The organism is Variovorax sp. GW531-E2, from assembly GCF_059423125.1.
In genome coordinates, this window is the sequence record NZ_JBWKXQ010000020.1 from 42398 (window position 1) to 64619 (window position 22222).

22 protein-coding genes are annotated in these 22222 nt (G+C 69.4%); 13 read left to right on the top strand and 9 right to left on the bottom strand.

Annotated elements, in window-relative coordinates; all coding sequences use genetic code 11:
* Nucleotides 1-94: 94 nt before the first annotated feature.
* Genes AC07XP_RS14100 through AC07XP_RS14110 form a run of 3 tightly spaced genes read right to left on the bottom strand, consistent with a single transcriptional unit; the run spans nt 95 to nt 4029 of the window.
* Nucleotides 95-1480, bottom strand: a complete 1386-nt coding sequence (locus AC07XP_RS14100) for an L-serine ammonia-lyase (protein WP_495265053.1) — start codon at nt 1478-1480, stop codon at nt 95-97.
* A gap of 4 nt (nt 1481-1484) precedes the next feature.
* Entirely contained in the window at nt 1485-2654 is a 1170-nt protein-coding gene (locus AC07XP_RS14105; RefSeq protein ID WP_495265020.1) for a M20 aminoacylase family protein, read from the bottom strand.
* A 25-nt stretch (nt 2655-2679) separates the two neighbouring features.
* Entirely contained in the window at nt 2680-4029 is a 1350-nt protein-coding gene (locus AC07XP_RS14110) for a DUF3100 domain-containing protein (protein WP_495265021.1), read from the bottom strand.
* 113 nt (nt 4030-4142) lie between these two features.
* Between AC07XP_RS14110 and AC07XP_RS14115 the strand changes: the two genes are divergently transcribed.
* Complete coding sequence (locus tag AC07XP_RS14115) at nt 4143-5120, top strand: LysR family transcriptional regulator (RefSeq protein WP_495265022.1); 978 nt, start codon at nt 4143-4145, stop codon at nt 5118-5120.
* A gap of 56 nt (nt 5121-5176) precedes the next feature.
* Nucleotides 5177-5635, top strand: coding sequence for a CopD family protein (locus AC07XP_RS14120; protein ID WP_495265023.1), 459 nt, complete (start codon nt 5177-5179; stop codon nt 5633-5635).
* Here the strand turns inward: AC07XP_RS14120 and AC07XP_RS14125 are convergent.
* Genes AC07XP_RS14125 through AC07XP_RS14135 form a run of 3 tightly spaced genes read right to left on the bottom strand, consistent with a single transcriptional unit; the run spans nt 5632 to nt 8553 of the window.
* A complete protein-coding gene (locus AC07XP_RS14125; protein WP_495265024.1) occupies nt 5632-6093 on the bottom strand; it encodes a VOC family protein in 462 nt (153 codons plus the stop codon). The genes AC07XP_RS14120 and AC07XP_RS14125 overlap by 4 nt on opposite strands.
* A 13-nt stretch (nt 6094-6106) precedes the next feature.
* Complete coding sequence (locus AC07XP_RS14130; protein WP_495265025.1) at nt 6107-7345, bottom strand: CaiB/BaiF CoA transferase family protein; 1239 nt, start codon at nt 7343-7345, stop codon at nt 6107-6109.
* Between the two features lie 8 nt (nt 7346-7353).
* Entirely contained in the window at nt 7354-8553 is a 1200-nt protein-coding gene (locus AC07XP_RS14135; protein ID WP_093057036.1) for an acyl-CoA dehydrogenase, read from the bottom strand.
* A 184-nt stretch (nt 8554-8737) separates the two neighbouring features.
* On the opposite strand from AC07XP_RS14135, the gene AC07XP_RS14140 reads away from it, so the two are divergent.
* The 4 genes from AC07XP_RS14140 (at nt 8738) to AC07XP_RS14155 (ending at nt 11956) form a co-directional block, all read left to right on the top strand.
* Nucleotides 8738-9640, top strand: coding sequence for a LysR substrate-binding domain-containing protein (locus AC07XP_RS14140; RefSeq protein WP_159279000.1), 903 nt, complete (start codon nt 8738-8740; stop codon nt 9638-9640).
* 87 nt (nt 9641-9727) lie between these two features.
* Nucleotides 9728-10198: a helix-turn-helix domain-containing protein gene (locus tag AC07XP_RS14145; protein ID WP_495265026.1), complete on the top strand. Its 471-nt coding sequence runs from the start codon at nt 9728-9730 to the stop codon at nt 10196-10198.
* Nucleotides 10191-10928: a nucleotidyl transferase AbiEii/AbiGii toxin family protein gene (locus AC07XP_RS14150; protein ID WP_495265027.1), complete on the top strand. Its 738-nt coding sequence runs from the start codon at nt 10191-10193 to the stop codon at nt 10926-10928. The genes AC07XP_RS14145 and AC07XP_RS14150 overlap by 8 nt, the downstream gene beginning before the upstream one ends.
* A gap of 95 nt (nt 10929-11023) precedes the next feature.
* On the top strand, nt 11024-11956 hold the full coding sequence (locus AC07XP_RS14155; protein ID WP_495265028.1) for an AraC family transcriptional regulator: 933 nt from the start codon (nt 11024-11026) through the stop codon (nt 11954-11956).
* Between the two features lie 35 nt (nt 11957-11991).
* On the opposite strand, the gene AC07XP_RS14160 is transcribed toward AC07XP_RS14155, so the two are convergent.
* The gene (locus AC07XP_RS14160; RefSeq protein ID WP_495265029.1) at nt 11992-12498 is read right to left on the bottom strand and encodes a GFA family protein; all 507 of its coding nucleotides are present in this window, start codon (nt 12496-12498) and stop codon (nt 11992-11994) included.
* A 114-nt stretch (nt 12499-12612) separates the two neighbouring features.
* On the opposite strand from AC07XP_RS14160, the gene AC07XP_RS14165 reads away from it, so the two are divergent.
* Both AC07XP_RS14165 and AC07XP_RS14170 read left to right on the top strand, forming a co-directional pair.
* Nucleotides 12613-13326, top strand: coding sequence for a 2OG-Fe(II) oxygenase (locus AC07XP_RS14165; RefSeq protein WP_495265030.1), 714 nt, complete (start codon nt 12613-12615; stop codon nt 13324-13326).
* 226 nt (nt 13327-13552) lie between these two features.
* Nucleotides 13553-15517 (top strand): adenylate/guanylate cyclase domain-containing protein, encoded by a 1965-nt coding sequence (locus AC07XP_RS14170; protein ID WP_495265031.1) that lies wholly within the window; start codon nt 13553-13555, stop codon nt 15515-15517.
* Nucleotides 15518-15548: 31 nt separating this feature from the next.
* Here AC07XP_RS14170 and AC07XP_RS14175 read toward each other — a convergent pair whose 3' ends face one another.
* Entirely contained in the window at nt 15549-16016 is a 468-nt protein-coding gene (locus AC07XP_RS14175) for a YbaY family lipoprotein (protein WP_354346118.1), read from the bottom strand.
* Between the two features lie 7 nt (nt 16017-16023).
* Nucleotides 16024-18018 carry an acetoacetate--CoA ligase gene (locus AC07XP_RS14180; protein ID WP_495265032.1) on the bottom strand — a complete coding sequence of 665 codons (1995 nt, stop codon included), beginning with the start codon at nt 18016-18018 and terminating at the stop codon, nt 16024-16026.
* Nucleotides 18019-18118: 100 nt separating this feature from the next.
* Between AC07XP_RS14180 and AC07XP_RS14185 the strand changes: the two genes are divergently transcribed.
* Genes AC07XP_RS14185 through AC07XP_RS14205 form a run of 5 tightly spaced genes read left to right on the top strand, consistent with a single transcriptional unit; the run spans nt 18119 to nt 22175 of the window.
* A complete protein-coding gene (locus AC07XP_RS14185) occupies nt 18119-18898 on the top strand; it encodes a TetR/AcrR family transcriptional regulator (protein ID WP_495265033.1) in 780 nt (259 codons plus the stop codon).
* The gene (locus AC07XP_RS14190) at nt 18895-19842 is read left to right on the top strand and encodes an ABC transporter substrate-binding protein (RefSeq protein ID WP_495265034.1); all 948 of its coding nucleotides are present in this window, start codon (nt 18895-18897) and stop codon (nt 19840-19842) included. The genes AC07XP_RS14185 and AC07XP_RS14190 overlap by 4 nt, the downstream gene beginning before the upstream one ends.
* The gene (locus AC07XP_RS14195) at nt 19839-20624 is read left to right on the top strand and encodes an ABC transporter ATP-binding protein (RefSeq protein ID WP_495265035.1); all 786 of its coding nucleotides are present in this window, start codon (nt 19839-19841) and stop codon (nt 20622-20624) included. Before AC07XP_RS14190 ends, AC07XP_RS14195 begins: the two co-directional genes overlap by 4 nt.
* Complete coding sequence (locus AC07XP_RS14200; protein WP_159274292.1) at nt 20617-21387, top strand: ABC transporter permease; 771 nt, start codon at nt 20617-20619, stop codon at nt 21385-21387. Before AC07XP_RS14195 ends, AC07XP_RS14200 begins: the two co-directional genes overlap by 8 nt.
* Nucleotides 21384-22175: an ABC transporter permease gene (locus tag AC07XP_RS14205; RefSeq protein ID WP_495265036.1), complete on the top strand. Its 792-nt coding sequence runs from the start codon at nt 21384-21386 to the stop codon at nt 22173-22175. The genes AC07XP_RS14200 and AC07XP_RS14205 overlap by 4 nt, the downstream gene beginning before the upstream one ends.
* Nucleotides 22176-22222 lie beyond the last annotated feature (47 nt).

Sequence of the window (22222 nt, forward strand, 5' to 3'; positions counted from 1 at the left end):
TCGTGCGCCTTGGAAACGACGTGGGAACCTGGGGGCTGCGGGGCCCGGCGCGACGAGCCTCGCATTCTGACGCAGCGACGCCGGCCTTGCTGCCTCAGCACTCCACCACGTTGACCGCAAGCCCCCCCAGCGAGGTCTCCTTGTACGTGGACTTCATGTCCTCGCCGGTCTGCTTCATGGTGCGGATCACGGCGTCGAGCGACACGTAGTGGCTGCCGTCGCCGCGCAGCGCCATGCGCGAGGCGTTGATGGCCTTCACGGCGCCCATCGCGTTGCGCTCCACGCAGGGAATCTGCACCATGCCGCCGACCGGGTCGCAGGTCAGGCCCAGGTTGTGTTCCATGCCGATCTCGGCGGCGTTCTCGACCTGCGCGGGCGTGGCGCCGAGCACGGCGGCGAGCGCGCCGGCCGCCATCGAGCAGGCCACGCCGACTTCGCCCTGGCAGCCGACCTCGGCGCCCGAAATCGAGGCGTTGGTCTTGTAGAGCATGCCGATGGCCGCAGCGGTGAGCAGGAAGTCGACGATGCCCTCGTCGCTGGCCTGCGGCACGAAGCGCTGGTAGTAGTGCATCACGGCGGGCACCACGCCGGCCGCGCCGTTGGTGGGCGCGGTGACGACACGGCCGCCGGCCGCGTTCTCCTCGTTCACCGCCATCGCGAAGGCGTTGACCCAGTCCATGGCCGCGAGCGGATCGGCGGCGCCGGCCTGCGCCAGCAGCTCGCGGTGCAGCTCGGGCGCGCGGCGGCGCATGCGCAGCGGGCCAGGCAGCGCGTGCGCGGCGAGCGGGTTGTCGATGCCGAAGCCGCGCTGCACGCACTGCTGCATCACGCCCCAGATGCGCAGCAGGCCCGCGCGCACCTCGGCCTCGGGCCGCCACACGCATTCGTTACGCAGCACCAGCGTGGCCACGGAGATGCCGTGCGCGCGGCACTGCGCCATGAGTTCGTCGCCGGTCGTGAAGGGATGCGGCACGGCCGCCGCCGCCGCTGCCGTTTGCGCCACCGCCTGCCCGCCCTCGACGACGAAGCCGCCGCCGACCGAGAAGTAGGTGCCTTCGGCGAGCACCGCGCCGTCGGCCGCGAAGGCCGTGAAGCGCATCGCGTTCGGATGCTCGGGCAGCGACTCTTCGCCGCGAAAGGCGATGTCGCGCACGCGATCGAAGGCGATGGGCGTGGTGCCCAGCAGCGCGAGCTGGCCGGTGCGGCGCAGCGCGTCGAGGCGCGGCTGCACGGTCTCGGGCCGCACGGTGTCGGGGGCGTCGCCGAAGAGGCCGAGGATCACGCCCTGGTCGGTCGCGTGGCCGTGGCCGGTGGCGCCGAGCGAGCCGAACAGGTCGACGTGCAGCCGCGCCACCTGCGCGAGCAGGGCGCGCCGTTCGAGCGATTGCGCGAACAGCAGCGCGGCGCGCATCGGCCCGACGGTGTGCGAACTGGACGGGCCGATGCCGATCTTGAAGATGTCGAAGGCGGAGAGCATCAGCGCATCATGCGACCGGAAGCTGCTGTTTGACCAGCGCCACCCAGTAGGCCGCACCGAGCGGCAGGATGTTGTCGTTGAAGTCGTAGTACGGGTTGTGCACGTTCGGGTCGTTCGGGCCCTCGCCCGCGCCGATGCCGATGTAGGCGCCGGGGCGCTTTTGCAGCATGAAGGCGAAGTCTTCCGAGCCCATGGCGGGCGGGATGTCGGTGTGCACCTGCTCGAGGTCGACCAGGCTGGCCGCCGCCGCGATGGCCGCGTCGGTCTCGGCCGGCGTATTCACCACGCCGGGGTAGCCGCGGCGGTACTCCAGCGCCACCTTGGCGCCGTGCGTGGCGGCCACGCCGTCGCAGATCTGCTGCATCGCCGCCTGGGTCTTGTCCTGGATGGCGGCGTCGAGGGTGCGCACGGTGCCGCGCAGCACCACGGTTTCGGGAATGACGTTCCAGGTGTCGCCGCCGTGGATCTGCGTGACGCTGACCACGGCCGCGTCGGTGGCGCCGGTGCGCCGGCTCACGATGGTCTGCAGCGCGTTGATGAGCTGGGCCGAGATCACCACCGAGTCGATGCCGGTCTCGGGCATGGCGCCGTGGGCGCCCTTGCCGGTGATGACGATCTCGAAGGTGTCGAGAAAGGCCGTCATGGTGCCCTTGCGGATCGCGAAGCGCCCGCGCGGCAGGCTCGGAAAGTTGTGCATGCCGTAGACGGCGTCGGCCGGGAACTGCTCGAACAGGCCCTCTTCCACCATCACGCGGCCGCCGCCTTCGTTTTCCTCGGCAGGCTGGAACACGAAGTGCACCGTGCCCTGGAAGGGCTTGTGGCGCGACAGGTGCTCGGCCGCGCCCAGCAGCATGGCCGTGTGGCCGTCATGGCCGCAGGCGTGCATCTTGCCGACGCACTTCGAGGCGTGCGGCTGCGTGCCCAGCTCCTGCATGTTGAGCGCGTCGAGGTCGGCGCGCAGCGCGATGCTGGGGCCCTCGCCGTTCTTCAGCGTGCCGACCACGCCGGTGCCGGCCAGGCCGCGGTGCACGGGCAGGCCCATGAGCATCAGCGCGTTGGCCACCACGTTGGCGGTGCGGTGCTCTTCGAAGGCGGTCTCGGGGTTGGCGTGGATGTCGCGGCGCCAGCTGAGCATGCGGGCACGGGTGTCTTCGGCAATCTCGGGGTCGCGGTACATGGCGTGAATCTCTCGTGGGATGAAATCAGTGGAAGAACTCGGCGATGAACGTGGCGCCGAGGAAGGTGCCGGCGGTGGCGGTGAGCGACACCACCACGATGCGCCAGCCGAGGCGGCGGAACACCGGCAGGTCCTTGGCGACCGAGAAGCCGGCCAGCGCCAGCACCGGCGTGGTGAAGGCCAGGAAGTTGAGCTTGGCGGTGATCGCGATCAGCGCGTCGGAGAAGGGGAACAGGCCCGGGATGCCGACCACGGTGGCCACCACCGAGAGCACCAGCACCATCGGCAGGCGCGGCACGAAGCGCTTGATGGCTTCGACGGCGCCGGCAATCGCCACCACGGCGAGCACGCCTTCGAGCGACACCAGCACCGGCACCTTGTAGGTCACGGCATTGCCGATGAGCACGCCGCCGCCCACCACCAGCCAGGCCAGCAGCGTGTCGCGCAGCGAGGTCGGCGCGGCGTGGGCCACGTCGGCGCTCGAGACGTTCGCGCCCGCGTCGACGGCGGCGCCCTGTTGTGCGCCATGCTTCGAGAAGCGGCCCAGCACCGGCTCCAGCTTGCCATAGAGCCACGAGCACAGCGGCAGCGACAGGAACAGCGTGAAGTAGAAGCCGGCCACGGTGGTCAGCAGGTTCGATGCGGCGGCAATCGCCGTGAGTTGCGGCAGCATCTCGGCCGGGCTCTGCGCGGCGATGGCGCCCAGCGCCGCCGCCATCAGGCTGCCCGAGCCCACGCCGGCGCCCATGGCCAGCGAGCGCGGATCGAAGATGTGCAGGCTGGCGATGAAGCCCGCCAGCACCGCGATGAAGAGCGCGCCCAGCACGGTGCCGGTGATGTACTCGGCCAGCACGCCGCGGCCTTCGGGCGAGGCCATGCCGTACTTCTCGCCGATGATCACGAGGTTGCCCTCGCGGCCCACCGAGAAGGTGGCGCCCACGGCCTCGCGCTTGATGCCCAGCAGCAGCGCCAGCGGCAGGCCCAGCGCCAGGGTGCCCAGCGCATGGCCGAACTCCTGGAACAGCAGCGCCCAGCCGGCCTGCTTGACCTGCGGCAGCGCGGCGCCGACCGTGAGGCCCAGCTTCACCACGAACAGCAGCAGGCCCGCGTTGAGCAGGCCGCCGGCCAGCGACTGCTGCGCCGTGGCCACGCGCACCACGCCCGGCACGCGCCGGTGCGCGATGCCCCAGGCGGCGGCCATGAGCAGTGCCCACAGCATCGGCAGCAGCACCACCTTGCCGGGGCCGACGCTGAACTGCGTCGGGCCGATGAGTTCGGCCACGGCCACGAGGACCAGGGTGACGACGAGGAGCTTGAGTTTGCCGGCGGCGGTGGACGGCGCGACGGCTGCAATCGTGGAGGCGGCGGAGGTCATGGGTGGAGGGTGTTCGAGGGGTGCCGGCGAGTTTCAGGCGGCGAGCCTCTTGCATCAATGACCGCAAATAAGGATATTCGTTGCATTGAATGCAACACTCGGAGACGACCGCCATGGACGACAAGCTCGACACCCGCCGGGTGCGCTACTTCATGCAGGTGCTCGACAGCGGCTCGGTGCGCGGCGCGGCCGACGTGCTCGACATGGACCCGTCGGCCGTGAGCCGCGCCATCGGCATCCTGGAGACCGAGTGCGGCCTGCCGCTGCTGGAACGCCACGGACGCGGCGTGGTGCCCACCGACGCGGGCCAGCTGCTGGCCGGCTACGTGCGAAGGCAGCAGGGGCAGAAGCAGCACCTGCTGGCGCAGATGGACAGCATCCGCAAGATCGAGAGCGGCCACATCGACATCGTGGCCGGCGAAGGCTATGTCGACTGGCTCATGCGGCACAGCCTGCGCATCTTCATGGCCAGCCACCCGAAGATCACGGTGAACCTCGATGTGGCCAGCACCGACGAGATCGTGCGCCGCGTGATCGAGGAACGTGCCCACATCGGCATGCTGTTCCAGCCGCCGAAGGACGAGCGGCTCACCTCGCACCAGTCGCACGCGCAGCCGATCCAGGCCATGGTGCTGGGCTCGCACCCGCTCGCGCAGCTCGATCGCCCGCTGAAGCTGGCCGACCTGCTGCCCTACCCCGGCGCCACGCTGCACCGCAATTTCGGCGTGCGCCAGCACATCGAGGCGGCCGAGATCAGCGAGGGCGTGCGACTGCCCGCGCTGCTGACCACCACCTCGTTCAGCGCGCTGGGCCACTTCGTGTCGGCGGGCCTGGGCTACACGCTGGGCACGCGCATCTCGCTCACACCCAATGCCGACCACCCCTCGCTGGTCGAGCTGCCGATGAAGAACCCGCTGCTGTCGCAGGGCCGTTCGCACATCGTGTCGCGCCACGGCCGCCTGCTGCCGCCGGCCGCGGCGACGCTGCTGCGCCAGGTGGTGGCGGACATGAAGCGCTATGCCGATTCGATCGCGGGCACGGGCATCGGCAAGCCCCGCGCGAGCATGCGCGGACGCGGCGCGACAGGTTGAAGGGCATGGGGGCTTGCGTTGCGTGCGCGCACGGTTCGGTGTTCTGATCGGACCCCATGTCCTACCTCGCTCCCCTCTTCATTCACCTGCTGTGCGCCGCCTTCTGGGTCGGCGGCATGGCCGTCATGCACTTCGCCGTGCGCCCCGCCGCCGTCGCCACGCTGGAGCCGCCGCTGCGCCTGCGCATGATGGCCGCGACGCTGCGGCGCTTCTTCATCGGCGTGGACGCGTCCGTCACGCTGCTGTTCGTGACCGGCATCGGTTTGGTCCACGCGACCGGCGGCTTTCGCGCCGTGCACTGGCGCGTCGAGGCCATGATGGGCATCGCGCTCGTGATGGCGGCGATTTACGTCTACATCCGCGCTTCGGTGTTCCGCGCGCTGCGCCGCGCGGTGGACGACAACGCCTGGCCCGTGGCGGCCGCGCGGCTCAACACCGTGCGCCAGCTGGTGACGCTGAACCTCGCGCTGGGCGTGGTGGTGTTCGGGGTCGCGGTGATGGGGCGCGGCGCTTAGGCCGCAGGGCCCTTCAGTTCCACGCCATTGCCATCGGGATCTTCGAGGTAGATCGAAGGCCCGTTGCCCTCGGCCCCGAAGTTGTTCTGCACCTCGCCCTGCACCGACACGCCGTGCCGCGCCATGCGCGCGCGGATCGCGGCTTCGTCGAAGGGCTCGATGCGCAGGCACAGGTGATCGACGTTGCGCCCCTCGCGCCCGGCCAGCGCGCCGCCCTGGCGGCCCAGCTTGCCGTCGTGCGTGACGAGGTCGATGAGGCTGCTGCCGGCGCGCAGGTGCACGAGGCCGAGGTCGTCGCGGCGTTTCTCGAGCGTGCAGCCGAGCACGTCGCAGTAGAAGGCCATGGACCGCGCGGCGTCGCGCACGCGCAGCACGACGTGGTCGATGCGCAGCACCGCGAACGGGGCTGCATCGGCAGCGGCTGCTTCAGGAGAAGACGGGGCGGGCGGGCGCGTCATGCCCGCCAGTGTGTCAGACCACCCCGGCCGCGCGCAATGCCTCGAAGCGCGAGGCGTCGACGCCCATCTCGGCCAGCACCTCCTGCGTGTGCTGCCCGAGCGCGGGCGGTGCGCGGCGCAGCACCGGCGGCGTGGCCGTGAGGCGCAACGGGCTCGCCACGCCGGTGATGCTGGCGATGCCGTCGCCGGCATCGCGCGGCAGCGTGACGGCCAGGCCGCGCGCCTGGACCTGCGCGTCGTCGAAGGCCTGCGCGATGTCGTTGATGGGACCGCAGGGCACGGCCTTGTCTTCGAGCAGCGCGACCCAGTCGGCGGTGGTGCGGGTGCGCGTGAGTTCTTCCATCATCGGGATCAGCACGCCCCGGTGTTTCACGCGCAGCGTGTTGGTAGCAAAGCGCTCGTCAGCGGCCCATCCGGCGTGGCCGGCGGCTTCGCAGAAGCGCGCGAACTGGCCGTTGTTGCCGATGGCCAGCAGCATCGAACCGTCTTGCGTCGGAAAGTCTTGATACGGCGCGAGGCTCGGGTGCGTGTTGCCCTGGCGACCCGGCGCCTTGCCCGTGTTGAGAAAAGCGCTCGCCTGGTTGGCGAGGATGGCCATGCCCACGTCGAGCAGCGCCATGTCGATGTGCTGGCCTTCGCCGGTGCGGTCGCGCACCTGCAGCGCCGCGAGGATGGCGGTGCTGGCGTACACGCCGGTGAAGAGATCGGTGAGCGCCACGCCCACGCGCAGCGGGCCACCGCCGGGCTCGCCGTCGGGGCGGCCGGTGATGCTCATCATGCCGGTCATGGCCTGGATCATCAGGTCGTAGCCGGCGCGCTCGGCGTAGGGGCCGTCGTGGCCGAAGCCGGTCACGCTGCAATAGATGAGGCGCGGGTTGGCCGCGCGCAGGCTTTCCTGGTCGAGGCCGTACTGCTTCAGGCCGCCGGTCTTGAAGTTCTCGACCACGATGTCGGCCTGCGCCGCCATCTGCTGCAGCAGCGCCTGCCCCTCGGGCGTGGCCATGTCGATGGTGACCGAGCGCTTGTTGCGGTTGCAGGACGTGAAGTAGCTGGCCTGGTCAGTGTCGTGGCCGCTCGCGTCCTTCACGAACGGCGGGCCCCAGGTGCGCGTGTCGTCGCCGACGCCGGGGCGTTCGATCTTGACGACGTCGGCGCCCAGGTCCGCGAGGATCTGCGTGCACCACGGGCCCGCGAGCACGCGGGACAGATCGAGGACCTTGATGCCGTCGAGTGCTGCGGGCTTGGTGCTCATGCGTCTGATCAGTTCGCGAACGCTGCGATGCCGGTGATGGCGCGGCCCAGGATCAGGGCGTGGATGTCGTGCGTGCCTTCGTAGGTGTTGACCACTTCCAGGTTCACCAAGTGGCGTGCCACGCCGAACTCGTCGCTGATGCCGTTGCCGCCCATCATGTCGCGCGCCATGCGGGCGATGTCCAGCGACTTGCCGCAGTTGTTGCGCTTCATGATCGAGGTGATCTCGACCGCGGCGATGCCTTCGTCCTTCATGCGGCCCAGGCGCAGGCTGCCTTGCAGGCCCAGCGTGATCTCGGTCTGCATGTCGGCCAGCTTCTTTTGAATGAGCTGGTTGGCGGCGAGCGGGCGGCCGAACTGCTTGCGGTCCAGCGTGTACTGGCGGGCGCGGTGCCAGCAGTCTTCGGCGGCGCCGATGGCGCCCCACGAGATGCCGTAGCGGGCGCTGTTCAGGCAGGTGAACGGGCCCTTGAGGCCTTGCACTTCGGGGAACGCGTTTTCTTCAGGGCAGAACACGCCGTCCATCACGATTTCGCCGGTGATGCTGGCGCGCAGGCCGACCTTGCCGTGGATGGCGGGGGCGCTCAGGCCCTTCATGCCCTTTTCGAGCACGAAGCCGCGGATCGGGCCGACGGTGCCGCTTTCGCTGACTTCCTTGGCCCACACCACGAACACGTCGGCGATGGGCGAGTTGCTGATCCACATCTTCGAGCCGCTCAGCGAGTAGCCGCCCGGCACCTTCTTGGCGCGCGTGGCCATGCTGCCGGGGTCGGAGCCGTGGTCGGGTTCGGTCAGGCCGAAGCAGCCGATCCATTCGCCGGTGGCGAGCTTGGGCAGGAACTTCTGCTTTTGCGCTTCGGTGCCGAATTCGAAGATCGGCACCATCACCAGCGAGCTCTGCACGCTGGCCATCGAGCGGTAGCCCGAATCGACGCGCTCGACTTCACGGGCGATCAGGCCGTAGGCCACGTAGTTCAGGCCGGGGCCGCCGTACTGCTCGGGGATCGTCGGGCCGAGCAGGCCGAGCGCGCCCATTTCGCGAAAGATGGCGGGGTCGGTTTCGCCGGTGCGGAAGCCCTCGATGACGCGGGGCGCCAGGCGCTCCTGGCAGTAGGCGTTGGCCGCGTCGCGGATCATGCGTTCTTCGTCGGTCAGCTGCTGGTCGAGAAGAAGGGGGTCGTCCCAGTGGAATTGCGCTTTGGCGGCCATGTGGATGTCTCCGGAAAAGGAAGAAGAAACAAAAGAAGGGGAATGCGGTCGATCGTAGCCACGCAGGAGGCCCGGCGCAAACGATGAATCCTCACCCAGATATGCGTTCAACGCACATCTTGAGAGATACATCTTGTTGATTTACTGGTGAAACCAGGACGCCAGTCATACACTCCCGGCATACATGCGCCGCAAGATCCCGCCCCTGCAAACCCTCGTGTGCTTCGACGCCGCCGCGCGCCACGAGAGCTACACGCGCGCCGCGCAGGAACTGGCGCTCACGCAGAGCGCGGTGTCGCGCCAGGTCGGGGCGCTCGAGGCCTTCCTGGGCGTGGCGCTGTTCCGCCGCACGCGGCACGGCGTGGCGCTCACGGCCAGCGGCGCCGCCTACGCGCGCCAGATCGCCCGCCGCCTGGAGGCCATGGAGCGCGACACGCTCGACGCCATGGCACACCAGGGCGAAGGCGGGTCGCTGTCACTGGCGGCGGTGCCCACCTTCGCCACGCGCTGGCTGGTGCCGCGCCTGCGCGGTTTTGCGGCGCTGCAGCCCGACGTGGTGGTGCACATCGAGACGCGCACCCGCCCCTTCCTCTTTGCCGACGCGGAGTTCGACGCCGCGCTGTACGCCGGCACGCCCGCGCAGGTCGAGAACTGGGCCGGCACGCGCGCACTGCTGCTCATGCATGAAGACGTGGTGCCCGTGTGCAGCCCTTCATTGCTGCCTCACGGCAAGGCCGTGTCGCCCGAAGCCATCGCACAGATGCCGCTGCTGCAGCAGAGCACCCGCCCCGACGGCTGGCGCCAGTGGTTCGACGCGCAGCAGGTCGACGCGCCCACCGCCCGCGGCGGCCCGCGCTACGAGCTGTTCTCGATCCTCGCTGCGGCGGCCTCACACGGGCTCGGGGTCGCGTTGATGCCGACGATGCTGGTGGCCGACGAACTGGCGCGCGGCGAGCTGGTGGTGGCCTGCCCGCGGGCGCTGTCGGGGGAGCGCAGCTATTACCTGGTGACGCCGGAGCGGGCGGATCAGCGGCCGTTGCTGAAGTTGTTCAGTGATTGGCTGTTGGGGCAGGCGCGCGAAGGTTGAAGCAGCCAAAAATGTATCTCACACTAGACATTTCATTAGTTTTGCCTAATATGAGATACACATATGCCATCCACCGCCCCGCCAACCTTGGACAGAGCCAACCGACGCCTTGAAGCGTTCGGCCGGCATATCCATGCCCGTCGGAAGTCGCTCAGGATCAGCGCCACCACGGCCGCCGAAGCGGCGGGCATGTCGCGCATGACGCTGCATCGCATCGAACGCGGCGAGCCCTCCGTCACGATGGGGGCCTACATGAACGCCCTGGCGGCATTGGGTCTGGATGTCGAAGTGACGGCACCGGTCGCAGGCACCGCCAAAGAGATGGCGACGCCGGCGCCTTCGCGCACGCCGACGCAGACCGTCCGGGTGGGCGACTTCGCGCAGTTGCGCCGCCTCGCCTGGCAATTGCCCGCGGACGCGGAACTCACCCCCGAAGAGGCCTGGGGCACCTACGAACGCAACTGGCGCCACGCCGATCCGTCCGCGCTCGAGGACAACGAACGCCAGCTGCTGGCCGAACTGGCCCGCCTGCTGGGCCGGAAGCCGCTGGATGTTTGAGCGCGCCCACCATCGCCAGGTGGCCGAGGTGCTCGCGGCGCTGAATGCGCCCCTGCTGGCGGACAACCATTGCCTGTTCGGCGGCGGCACCGCCATCGCGCTGCGCCATGGCGAATACCGCGAGTCGGTGGACATCGACTTCCTCGTGTCCGATGTGGCTGGCTACCGCTGCCTGCGCCAGCTCGCCACCGGCAGCGAGGGACTGCGCGCGTTGGCCCGGGAAGGCGCGACCTTGCAGCAGGTCCGCGAGGTGCGCGCCGATCAATACGGCATCCGAAGCGCCGTTCGCGTGGGCGAGACGGACATCAAGTTCGAGATCGTGCTCGAGGCACGCATCGCACTCGAAGCTCCCGGCGCTGCAGACCGCATCGACGGCATCGCCACCCTCACGCCGCTGGACATGGCGGCGAGCAAGCTGCTCGCCAACTCCGACCGCTGGGCCGACGACAGCGTGTTCAGCCGCGACCTGATCGACCTGGCCATGATGCAGCCCGGCAAGCCCCTGCTGCAGCGCGCGGCAGGCAAAGCGCGGCTCGCCTACGGCGACAGCATCGATGCCGATCTTGCGAAGGCCGCCGATGCGCTGCTGGAGCGGACCGGACGCATGGAGCGATGCATGCACATGCTGCAGATGACCGCGATTGCGCCGGCCTTGCTGCGCAAGCACATCAAGGCCCTGCTGCCGCGAGCGCCACGCGCGCCGCGCGCGAAGCGCAACCCCGGCACTTGAGAGACACCCGCTGCGATGTACGACCAGCGGCCGTTGCTGAAGCAGTTCAGTGATTGGTTGCTCGCGCAGGCCCGCCAAGGTTGAGAATGCGCGCCATGCCGCGCGACAGCCGCTCCGAGTACGAATGGCGCATGCACAAGGTGCTGACGCACATCGACGACCACCTGGACGAGGCACTCGATCTCGCGGCGCTGGCCGACGTGGCGCATTTCTCGGCGTACCACTTCCATCGCCTCTTCGCAGCCTGGGCCGGCGAGACGCTGGGCGACTACATCCGGCGCCGCCGCGTGGAGGTGGGTGCGCTGCGGCTCGCGACACAGCCGCGCCTGTCGGTGCTCGAGGCGGCGGTGTCGGTGGGCTTCGGTTCAGGCGAGGCGTTCACCCGCGCGTTCCGCGCGCATTTCGGCAGCGCGCCCAGCGCGTGGCGTGCATCGCACGACTGGTCTTTGCCCTGCGACGACCCCTCACGCAATAGCAATCCTGATCAGATCGCCCTGCACGGCTTCACGAAGAATGGATCTCCATCGCGCAACGCCGCGCATCATCAGGAGCCACCCGTGAATGTCCAGCTGATCACCCGCTCTCCCGTCACCATCGCCTACCTGCGCTACACCGGTCCGTTCGGCGCGCCGGTGGGCGCGTTCTGGGCCGAGAAGGCCGCGCCCTGGATCGGCGCACACCAGCTGTGGTCGCATGCGCGCTACGGCATCAGCCACGACGACCCGAGCATCACCGCGCCCGAGCACTCGCGCTACGACGCCTGCGTGGAAGTGCCCGACGATTTCGTGCCCGATGGCGGCTTCCAGAAAACGGTGCTGCCGGGCGGACGCTATGCCGCGCTGAGGTTCCAGGGCCTGCCCGAAGAGATCAACGACGCATGGACGCGCCTCATGCGCGACTGGCTGCCCGCGAGCGGCTTCCAGTTCGACAGCCGGCCCGCGTTCGAGTACTACGCGCCCGACATGGCCTTCGACGAGAAGACGAGTGCGTTCGAATGCGACATCTGCATTCCGATCGCGCCGCTCTGAAAGGCGCGGGCTGGCAACTGGCCAGCGCGGCGTGATCAGCCCTTCGCGGGCCGGGCGCCTTCCCGCGCATAGGCTTCGATCATCGCCGGAAAGGCGTCCATCGCAGGCAAGGTGCCGAAGCTGTGCTTCGCGGGCGTCGTGGCCCACGGCAACTTCTCGTCGGTCCAGGTTTCCGCAAAGGGCGCGACCCATTCGTGCCGGTCGAGCATGGTGGCGCGCAGGTTGACGAAATAGTCCATGCCCTCGGTGCGCGTGAACATCCAGCTCTTGCAGTGCGGGCAGAAGAAGTGGTGCGACTCGTCGCCGTGCAGGCCGCCGATGACGGGTTCGCCCGACACCACTTCGAAGCCCGGCGCGGGGATGGCCAACGACAGCGAGAACGCACTGGCGCTCATGCGCTGGCAGCCGGTGCAGTGGCAGGCCATGGCCAGCAGCGGCGGTGCGGTGATGCGCAGGCGCACCTGGCCGCAGCGGCAGCCGCCGGTCCAGGGGAGTTGCCAGTCGCTGGCGGTGTCTTGAGGGGTGTGGTTCTGGGTGCTCATGGAATGCTTTCTAGCTGGGTCTTCGGGATGATCGCTCAAGCCGGCCCCTGCCCCACCGAAACCCGCGTCCGAAAACGGCGAGCCCGCATCCCGCCACCGCGCGACACTGCCCGCATGAGTTCTTCCGTCGCCACCCGCATCCACGCCCTCGACTGGCCCCGCATCGATGCCGACCTCGCCGCGCGCGGCTGTGCCGTCACCGGGGCGTTGTTCACGCCCGCGGAATGCGCCGCGCTCACGGCCATGTACGACGAGGGCGCGCGCTTTCGCAGCCGCGTGGTCATGCAGCGCCACGGCTTCGGCCAGGGCGAGTACCAGTACTTCGCGAACCCGCTGCCTTCCAAACTCGTGGCGTTTCGCAGCGCGCTGTACGAACGCCTCGCGCCGCTGGCCAATGCCTGGGCCGCGGCCATGGGCCAGCCGGCCGACTACCCGCCGGACCACGCGGCCTACCTCGCACGTTGCCATGCGGCGGGCCAGTTGCGCCCCACCCCGCTGCTGCTGCGCTACGGCGAGGGCAACTACAACTGCCTTCACCAGGACCTGTACGGCGACCTGCAGTTTCCGCTGCAGCTCACGGTGCTGTTGAGCCGGCCCGGCGAAGACTTTACGGGCGGCGAGTTCGTGCTGACCGAGCAGCGCCCGCGCATGCAGTCGCGCGCCGAGGTGGTGTCGCTCGCGCAGGGTGAGGCCGTGATCTTCGCGGTGAACCAGCGGCCCGTGGCGGGCACGCGCGGCAGCTACCGCGTGACGATGCGCCACGGCGTGAGCCGCGTGCGCAGCGGGCAACGCCACACGCTGGGCCTGATCTTTCATGACGCGCGCTGAATAGAACGAACGTCCGTTCGCAATCAAGCCCTCGGGCGCAGCAACATCGCACCAAGCGTGCAAAGTTGCACACATGTACCAAATACAGGCGAAAATCCCGCGCGCATCCGGGGGATTGCCAGGATGGCCGGCGCACACGATCGGCCCCGCAACACCCTCCGGACGCCGGACCACGACCTCGTGAGGAGGAGCCGGGGTCCGTTCCGAGTTGTCGTCAGGGAGCTGTATGTACAAGGAATCGTCCGGGCCTCCGGATGGGACGGGTCGCCCGTCTTTCGCGCACGTCACCACGCCGGTGCCACCATCCCCGTCCCCTTCCACCGCCGAGAGTCCCCCGCCCAGACGCCCGCGTCGCTTCCGGGTCGATGTCGGCTCCATCGTCAGTGCCGTGGCGCTCGCGCAGTCGCTGCTGCTGGTCACGCTGGGCTACTGGGGCTCGCAGCGGCTGGTGACGACGATCGGCACCTCGGCGCACAAGTCGAACCACGACCGCACTGAAGACAAGGTGCTGGCCTTCCTGGCCAAGGCCGAGTCGGCCGTCGGCGCGATCGGCAGCTCGCCCAGCCTCACGCCCGCGGGCGAGAACGTGGACCGCACGGCCGAGCTCCTGTGGACGCTGCTGCAGCAATCGCCCGAACTCGACAGCGTCTACGTGGCGAACGTCGAGGGCAAGATGCTGATGGCGCTGCGCTACCCCGTGCCGGCCATCCGGCACATCGCGCGCGGCGACGGCTTCACCACCGAGACCTGGCAGTACAAGCTGCCGCTGGGTTCCGAGGCCGACGTGCAGCAACGCTTTGCCACGCAGCGCGTGGAGGCCTACCGCAGCAACTACAACCCGACGCAGCGCAGCTGGTTCGTGCAGGCGCGCAAGACGCAGGGTCCGGTCTGGACCATCCCCTACGTGTTCGCCGCCGCGCAGGAACTGGGCGTGACCTACGCGCTGCCCAGCCAGCGCCGCCAGGCCGAGGGCAGCCCGCAGGCGATGGTGGTGGCGGGCGACGTGTCGCTGGGCCGGCTGTCGGAGTTCGTGCGCCTGTTCAGCCGCAACGGCAACGGCAACAGCGCGCTGCTGAGCGCCGACCACAAGGTGCTCGCGCGCAGCGACATGCCGGGCGTGCTGCACACGCTGGAAGCGCCCACGGGCGCGCTCGGCGCACTGAACGCACAGATGGTGGCCGACGGCATCGCCGGCAGCGGCAGCGACAAGGCCTTCGCCTTCAGCCACGAGGGGCGGCGCTACCTGGTGCAGGCCTCGCGCATTCCCGCCACCGGCTGGCAACTCGTCAGCTGGGTGCCCGAAGACGTGCTGCTGGGTGGCCTGCGCCGCGCGGTGGCGTGGTCGCTGCTGCTGGCGCTGGTGTTCCTGGGGCTGGCGCTGTACATGTCGCTCAAGCTCTCGAAGCTGGTGACGGCGCCGGTCGAGAACCTCTCGCGCATCGCGCACCGCATCGGCCGCCTCGAGCTCGACGACCTGCCGCGCGAGCCCAGCCGCGTGCTCGAGATCCAGCACCTGGACCAGGCGCTCGACGATTCGGCGCGCAGCCTCAAGGCCTTCAGCAAGTTCGTGCCGGTGGACGTGATCAACCAGCTGGTGGCGCAGGGCCACGCGCTCGCGCCCAACGGCTCGCCGCGCCAGGTGACGGTGATGTTCACCGACGTGGAAGGCTTCACGTCGATCTCCGAATCGATCGCGGCCGATGTGCTGGTGCGCCAGCTGACCGAGTACTTCAACCTCGCGGCGGCGGTGTTCGCGCGCCACGGCGGCGTGATCGACAAGTTCATCGGCGACGGCATCATGGTGCTGTGGGGCGCGCCGGCCGACCTGGAAGACGCCGAGTACAAGGCCTGCTGCGCCGCACTCGAGCTGCACGCCGAGATGCATCAGCTCAACCGGCAGTGGGCCGAACAGGGCCTGCCCGAGTTCCGCACGCACATCGGCATTCACACGGGCGTGGTGGTGGCGGGGGTGCTGGGCTCGAACGACCGACTGTCGTACACGGCGTTCGGCGACGTGGTGAACGTGGCCAGCCGCATCGAAGGCGCGAACCGCCAGCTGGGCACGCGCATGCTGATCTCGGAAGTCACCTACGCGGCCCTGAATGGCCGGCTGGCCACGCGGCGCATCGAAGAGCTGGTGGAACTGCGCGGCCGGCAGACGCGCATGGTGCTCCACGAACTGCTGACCTGATCCGCGCGAGCCTGTCGCGCGGATCGGTCGATCAGCGCGAGGGGCGCGGCGGCGGCGGTGGCGTGGCCACGCGCACCAGCATCAGGTTGGCGCTGGTGCCGTTGCCCTGCGTGAGCACCGAGTACTGCGTGTCGTTGATGAACAGCAACTGCTCGCCGCGCGTGATGCGTGCCGCCACGGCGTAGCGCATGCGCGGGTCGATGCGCGCGGCATCGACGCTGAGCTCGAAGGCGAAGGGCGGCTGCTTGCCGTTGGCGGGAATGCGCTGCTCGGCGAGCACGACCGAGGGCGCGTCCATGCGCGACACGTCGAGCAATTGCACGCGCACTTCGGCCGCGGGGTCGAGCGCGATGCGCTCGCGGTAGGCCACGGTGCCCGTCACGCGCAGCGGTGCGGCGGCGGGCTGGGCCGGCGTGCCGGGCGAGCCGCCCGCGCAGGCGCTCAGGACGGAGGCGCCGGCAACGGCGGAGAGCATGAGGAGGCTGGTGCGTCTTTTCATCGCCCCATTATGCGGAGGCCCGCTGCGCGGCGAAAGCCACATACCAGTCCAGGCTGCCGGGGTTTGCCATCGCCTCGCGGTTCACGACCTTCTCGATGGGCTGGCCCAGCAGCAGCTTCTTGATCGGCAGCTCCTGCTTCTTGCCCGAGAGCGTGCGCGGAATCTCGGCCACCTGGAAGATGTCGTTGGGCACGAAGCGCGGCGACAGCGAGGTCTTGATCGCACTGTTGATGCGCGTGCGCATGGCGTCGTCGAGCGCCACGCCGGGGCGCAGCACCACGAACAGCGGCATGTAGCTGTCGCGGCCCAGGTATTCGAGGTCGACCACCATCGAGTCGAGCACCTCGGGCAGGCCTTCGACCGCGCTGTAGATCTCGCTGGTGCCCATGCGCAGGCCCTGGCGATTGATGGTGGCGTCGCTGCGGCCGTAGATGATGCAGCCGCCGTCGCTACCGACCTTGATCCAGTCGCCGTGGCGCCACACGCCCGGGTAGGTGTCGAAGTAGCTCGACACATAGCGTGCATTGCCTTCGTCGCCCCAGAAGTACAGCGGCATCGACGGAATGGGCTGCGTGCACACCAGCTCGCCGACCTCGCCGATGACCGGTTGGCCCTGCTCGTTCCAGGCCTCGACCGCATGGCCGAGTTCGCGGCACTGCATCTGGCCCGGCACTTCGGGCAGCTCGCGGTTGCCGCCGACGAAGGCGCCGCAGAAGTCGGTGCCGCCGGAGATGTTGCACCACCACACCTCTTTCGAGCCCGCGTCGAGGATCTGCTGCGAGCCCCAGCGCTGCACCTCGTCGGGCAGCGGCGAGCCGGTGCTGCCGAGCGCGCGCACGCGCGACAGGTCGCCGCAGTCTTTCGCGACGAGGCCGGCCTTCATGCAGTTGGTGAAGTAGGCCGCACCCGCGCCGAAGAAGGTGACGCGGTGCTTCGCGACGAAGCGCCACAGCACGCCCCAGTCGGGCTTGTCCTTGCTGCCCGCCGGGTTGCCGTCGTAGATGCAGATGGTGGCGCCGAAGGCCAGGCCCGAGAGCTGCGAGTTCCACATCACCCAGCCCGTGGAGCTGTACCAGTGGTAGCGCTCGCCGAAGTTGTTGGCGCCGTAGCTCGCGCCCACGTCGTTGTGCAGGCCGCAGGCGTGCATGGTCAGCAGGATGCCGCCCTGCCCGTGCACGATGGGCTTGGGCAGGCCGGTGGTGCCGCTCGAATAGACGATCCAGATCGGGTGGTCGAAGGGCAGCCACTCGGGCTCGAAGGCTGCGACTTCGGCGTCGTCGCGCGCGATGGCCTGCTGCCATTCGACGTCGTGCGCCACCGCGTTCGCAGCAAAAGGCGACTGCACGAGCAGCAGCTTCTGCACGCTCGGCAGCTGGCCGCGCAGCTCCTGCAGCACGGTGCTGCGATCCAGCGGCTTGCCGCCGTAGTGCACGCCGTCGACCGCGATCAGCAGCGTGGGTTCGATCTGGCGGAAGCGGTCGGCCACGGCGGCCGTGCCCATGTCGGGCGCGCACACGCTCCACACCGCGCCGATGCTGGAGCACGCGAGAAACGCCACCATGGTCTCGGGCACGTTCGGCATGTAGGCAGCCACGCGGTCGCCGCGGCGCACGCCGAGCGACTTCAGCGTGAGCGCCACCGAGGCCACCTGTCGGCGCAGCTCGGGCCACGACAGCTCGCGCACCTCGCCGCGTTCGTTGTCGCTCACGATGGCGGGCAGGCCGGCTGCATGGGCCGCATCGGCGTGGCGCAGCACCTCGCGCGTGTAGTTGACCTGCGCGCCGGGAAACCAGCGCGCGCCGGGCATGCGGCGTTCGGCGAGCACCGCGGTGTGCGGCGTGGGCGAGCGCAGGCCGGCGTAGTCCCAGATGCTCTGCCAGAAGGCATCGAGGTCGGTGACGGACCAGCGCCACAGCGCGTCGTAGCTGTCGAAGGCCAGGCCGCGCGTGTCGCGCAGCCAGTTCTGATAAAGGCGGATCTGGGGGATGTTGGGAGCGGGCATGCCACGAGCGTAGCGCCGCGAACGGCCGTGCTCAATGAGGGTTGACCTCAGGGTTTGTACGTGTGTTCAACATTTTTGTACAGCCGTTCAATACGCCCCCATGAACGCTCGCACACCGCCGGCCCGCAAACGCAGCGCCTCTCGAGGCTCAGGCACCTCAGGCGCCCCGACCGTCGCGCCCGAGGCCGTGCGGCCCGACCGCCGCCAGGCGATCCTGCTGGCGGCCGAAAAGCTCTTCGCGCAGCACGGCTACCACGCGGTGACGATCCGCCAGATCGCCGAAGAAGCCGGCGTGCCGCTCGCGCTGGTGGGCTACTACTTCGGCCCGAAGCACGAGCTGTTCCACGCGATCTTCGAACACTGGAGCCACAGCATCGAGGAGCGGCTGGCGCGCCTCGCGGCCGTGACCATCGACCCCGACGACGCGCGCACGCTGCCGCGCATCATCGAGGCCTTCACCGCGCCCGTGCTGGCGCTGCGCGCGAGCACCGAGGGCGAGTACTACGCGCTGCTGGTGGCGCGCGAGCTGTACCACGCGACTGAAGAAGCCGACCGCGTGCTGCGCGGCTACTTCGACCCGCTGGCCGAGGCCTACATCGACGCGCTGCACGTGGCGCTGCCGCACGCCACGCGCAGCCAGGTCGCATGGGGCTACCAGTTCGCGCTGGGCGCGCTGCTGCACCACCTGACCGACAGCCGCATCGAACGGCTCTCGCGCGGCGAGAACACACGCGCCGACCCGGCCGTGGCGCCGATGCTCGTGAACTTCATCGCCGGCGGCCTGCGCGCCGCGCTGCCGAAACCGAAAGCTACAGCCAAGGCCGCCGCCGCCAAGCCCTCACGCACGAAAAAGACCATCCCCAGGAGACCCCAGCCATGATGAAAAGACGCATCCTGCTGTCGGCGCTCGCGGCCGCATCGGCCACCGCCTCGTTGCCTTCGCGCGCCCAGCAGGCGCACCCGAAGATCGTGTTCGGCTACACCGCGGTGACCGACTTCGCCTCGGTCTTCGTGGCGGCCGAAGAGGGCTACTTCAAGAAGCGCAACCTCGACGTGGAGCTGAAGTTCATTCCGCTGAACTCCACCATCCCGGCCGCACTGCAGTCCGACTCGCTGCAGATCGGCGGGCCCACGCCCTCGGTGTTCCTGCAGGCGGTGGACGGCGGGCTCGACCTGGTGCTGGTGGCCGGCGGCGGCCTCACCTCGAAGACGATCACGGGCTTTGGCCTCGTGGCGCGCGCGGGCTCGGGCATCAAGAGCGCGCAGGACTGCGTGGGCAAGAAGATCGGCGTGCCGGGGCTCGGTGCCTTCCTGCACGTGACCTTCCGCGCGTGGCTGAAGGACAGCGGCGTCGACTACCGCAAGGTCAACTTCATCGAGGCCGCGTTCCCGCAGCATGCCGACCTGCTGCGCGGCGGCTCGGTCGACGCGGTGGTGTCGGCCGACCCGTTCATGAGCCGCATCACCGAGAGCGGCGCGGGCTACGTGGCCTCGTACTACTCGACCTTCCTGCCGGAGAACAACCAGACCATCGTGCACGCGGCCAAGCGCGAGTGGGTGGCGAAGAACCCCGCCACGGCGCGCGCCTTCCGCGAGGCGCTGGTCGAGGCCGGCGCCTTCATCCAGCAGCAGAAGAACGACGCGAAGGTGCGCACGGCGATCGGCAAGTACATCAAGCTGCCGCCCGAGGTGCTGGCCAAGGTGCAGGTCTCGCCGCCCGGCCCGGTCGTCACCGACAAGCAACTGGGCTACTGGACCGGGCTCATGAAGGAGCAGGACATGCTCAAGACGAACATCGACGTTGCGAAGCTGATCGCCAAGTGAGCGCGGCCGCCGATTCCTTCCTGCGCTTCGACGGCGTCACCATCCGCCTCGGCGGGCGCGAGATCCTGTCGCCCACCTCGTTCGACGTGGCGCGCGGCGAGTTCGTCTGCATCGTCGGCCCGAGCGGCTGCGGCAAGACCACGCTGCTGCGCGCGGCCAGCGGCCTTGTCACCGCGAGCGCCGGCGAGGTGCGGCGCAAGGGCGTGCCGATGACGGCGCCTTCGCGCGAAGTGGCCTTCGTGTTCCAGGACTACGGCCGCGCGCTGCTGCCGTGGCGCACGGTGGAAGGCAACGTGAGCCTGGCGCTCGAAGCGGCCGGCGTGCCCACCGCCGAGCGCGCGCCGCGCATTGCCGACGTGCTCGGCAAGGTCGGGCTCGCGAAGCACGCGCACAAGTTTCCGGTGCAGCTGTCGGGCGGCATGCAGCAGCGTGCGCAGATTGCTCGCTGCCTTGCGCAGAAGCCCGAGCTGATGATGATGGACGAGCCCTTCGGCGCGCTCGATGCGCTCACGCGCCAGAGCCTGCAGGACGAGCTCGCGCGGCTGGTGCGCGACGACGGGCTCACGGTGCTGTTCGTCACGCACGACCTGGAAGAAGCCATCTACCTCGGCGACCGCGTGATCGCGCTGCAGGCCAATCCCGGGCCGGGACGGCCGAGCCTGGCGCGGATGATCGACGTGAAGATCCCGCGCCCGCGCGACCAGCTGACGACCAAGGAGCATCCGGAGTACCTGCAGTTGCGGCGTGAGCTGTTCGCTTTCATCGAGCAGGGCCATGACTGAAGGCCGCCTCTTTCGCTGGTTGCGGCCGTGGGTGTTTCCCGCGCTGCTGGTCGGTGCCTTCGAGTGGTACGCGCGGCGCGCGGCGGCGTTGGGCAGCGATGCGCTCGCACCACCGAGCGCGGCGGCCAAGGCCTTCGTCGGCGCGGCCATGGACGGCTCGCTCTGGCAGGCCACGGGCTTCACGCTCGGCACGGCGGCACTCGGCCTGCTGTTGGGTGCGGTGCTCGGCATTGCATTCGGGCTGGTGCTCGGGCTCTCGCGCCGCGCGGCGCAGCTGGGTGCCGTCTCCATCGAGGTGCTGCGCCCCGTGCCTTCCGTCGCGCTGATCCCGCTCGCGATGCTGGGCTTCGGTTTCGGCGTGCGCATGGAAGTGGCCATCGTCGCCTTCGCCACCTTCTGGCCGCTGCTGGTGCTGGTGCAGTCGGCGGTGCAGCAGATCGAGCCCCGGCTGCTCGAGGTGAGCCGCGTGCTCGGGCTGTCGGCGCGCGAACGTGCCTTCAAGATCGTGCTGCCGGCCATCGTGCCTCGCCTGTTCGTCGCGCTGCGCCTCGGTGTGGCGGTGGCGCTGGTGGTGGCCGTGACGGTCGAGATCGCCGCGAACCCGCACGGCATGGGCTACGCGATGATGATCGCGCAGCAGAGCTTCGACCCCGCACTGATGCTCGCGTGGCTGGGCTGGATCGGCGTGGTGGGCTTCGCGGTCAACGCGGGCATGGTGCGCCTGCAGGCCATGGTCGCGCGACGCATGGGGGTGCAGCCATGAACAACCGCAACGGCCGACTGGGCATGGGGTGGCTGGGGTCGGTGGGCGTGCTGCTCGCACTGGTCGCGCTGTGGTGGGTGGCGAGCAACGCAGGCTGGGTCAGCCGCGTGTTTTTGCCGACGCCGCAGGCCACGTTCGCGAGCCTGCTCGAAGGGCTCAATCTCTCTGCGGGCAACGATGGCAACGGCGAACTGCTGGCCTTCACGCAGGCCACGGTCGGCCGCATGGTCGAAGGCTGGCTGCTGGCCTCGCTCTTCGGCGTGCTGCTGGGTGCGGCCATCGGCGTGTCGCCCGCGGTGCGCGCATGGGTGCAGCCGACGCTGGAGTTCATCCGCCCGCTGCCTGCGTCGGCGCTGCTGCCGCTGGCCATTTCGATCTTCGGGCTGAACCCCGGCATGGTGCTGTTCGTGGTCGCCTTCGGCGCGATGTGGCCGGTGCTGCTGGCCACGGTGCACGGCTTCGCGGCCGTGGAGCCGCGCCTGTCGGAGGTGGCGCGCTGCCTGCAGATGTCGCGCACCGCGTACATCTGGAAGATGGGCCTGCCCAATGCCATGCCCGACATCCTGGCCGGCATGCGGCTGGCGCTGACCATCGCGCTCATCGTCGCGGTGGTGGGCGAAATGATCGCCTCGCAAAGCGGCCTGGGCCAGGCCATCCTGCTGGCGGCGCGCGCCTTCCGCGCCAGCGATCTGTTCGCCGGCATCGTGCTGCTCGGGCTCATCGGCTTCGTGAGCAACGCGCTGCTGGCCTTTGCAGAGAAGCGCCTGCTGCGCTGGCAGCAGCCCTGACCGATTCGATCGATTCCTTCAAAACCTACACCCCACAAGGAGCCTCG